At 68.1% G+C, this 955-nt stretch carries 1 protein-coding gene; it reads right to left on the bottom strand.

All coding sequences use genetic code 11. The features are described 5' to 3' along the window. Positions 1-17: 17 nt before the first annotated feature. Positions 18-860, bottom strand: a complete 843-nt coding sequence (locus Q7A36_RS40150) for an IS5 family transposase (RefSeq protein WP_305109384.1) — start codon at positions 858-860, stop codon at positions 18-20. Positions 861-955 lie beyond the last annotated feature (95 nt).

Below are 955 nucleotides of genomic sequence, written 5' to 3'. Positions count from 1 at the left end.
AGACCCCGTTTGCGAAGTCATGGGGCGGGCAGTCGCCTGCGATTGGGATGGCAGAGGCGGTGCAGCATCAGGCGGATTGCGGCGAGGGTGACCATCGCTTCGGAAACCTCGGGCAGCGCCTCGTAATCCTTGGACAGCCGCCGCCAGCGGCCGAACCAGCCGAGCGATCTCTCGATCACCCAGCGGCGCGGCTGCACGACGAAGCCGTTGGTGCCCGCGACGCGACGGACGATGATCAGCACCAGACCCGCGAGGTAGCAGGCGAGCAAGGCCGCAAGCCGATTGTAGGCGCTGTCGGCGAACGCGACCCGGAGCCAGGCGTAGAGCGGCTTCAGGCGCCGCAGCAGATCGCCAAGGCTGTCGGCATCCTGGATGTCGCCTGCATGGACGAGGATGCCGAGCAGCAGCCCGTCGGTGTCGACCGCGACCTGCCGCTTGCGCCCCTTCAGGCGTTTGGCGGCATCCCAGCCGCGCGGGCCGCCGCTCTCCGTGGTCTTCACGCTCTGGGTGTCGACGATCGCCGCCGTGGGGCTAGCCTCCCGCCCGGCGCCCTCGCGCAGCATGACTACGAAGTGGTGGCGAATGCTCTCCCACACGCCGTCGCGCAGGAAAGCGCGTAGGTAACCATACACTGTGCGCCATGGCGGGAAAGCCGGAGGCGGCGGCAGGTGCCGCCACTGGCAGCCGGTGCGTACGAGGTAGAAGAGGCCGTCCAGCAGGTTCCGGATGTCCGTCGAGCGCGGTCGCCCGCCAGGCTTGGCGGGCGGGATCAGCGGCTTGAGCAGCCGGAACTGGTCATCGGTCAGGGCCTGACCGGAGCCAAAGTCTCCAACCAGCGCGCGATCAGCAGGCGTCCACATGGCAGTCTCCAGGAAGGAAACCGCCCGCAACGCCACACAAGAGGCCAGGATCAGCTCGTCAAACCAGTGCCCTCACCCCTTCGCAAACGGGGTCT

This window comes from Paracraurococcus lichenis, from assembly GCF_030657435.1.
GTDB classification, from domain to species: domain Bacteria; phylum Pseudomonadota; class Alphaproteobacteria; order Acetobacterales; family Acetobacteraceae; genus Paracraurococcus; species Paracraurococcus lichenis.
The sequence above is the reverse complement of the archived record's forward strand: the minus strand, read 5'-3'. Positions and strand labels throughout refer to the sequence as shown.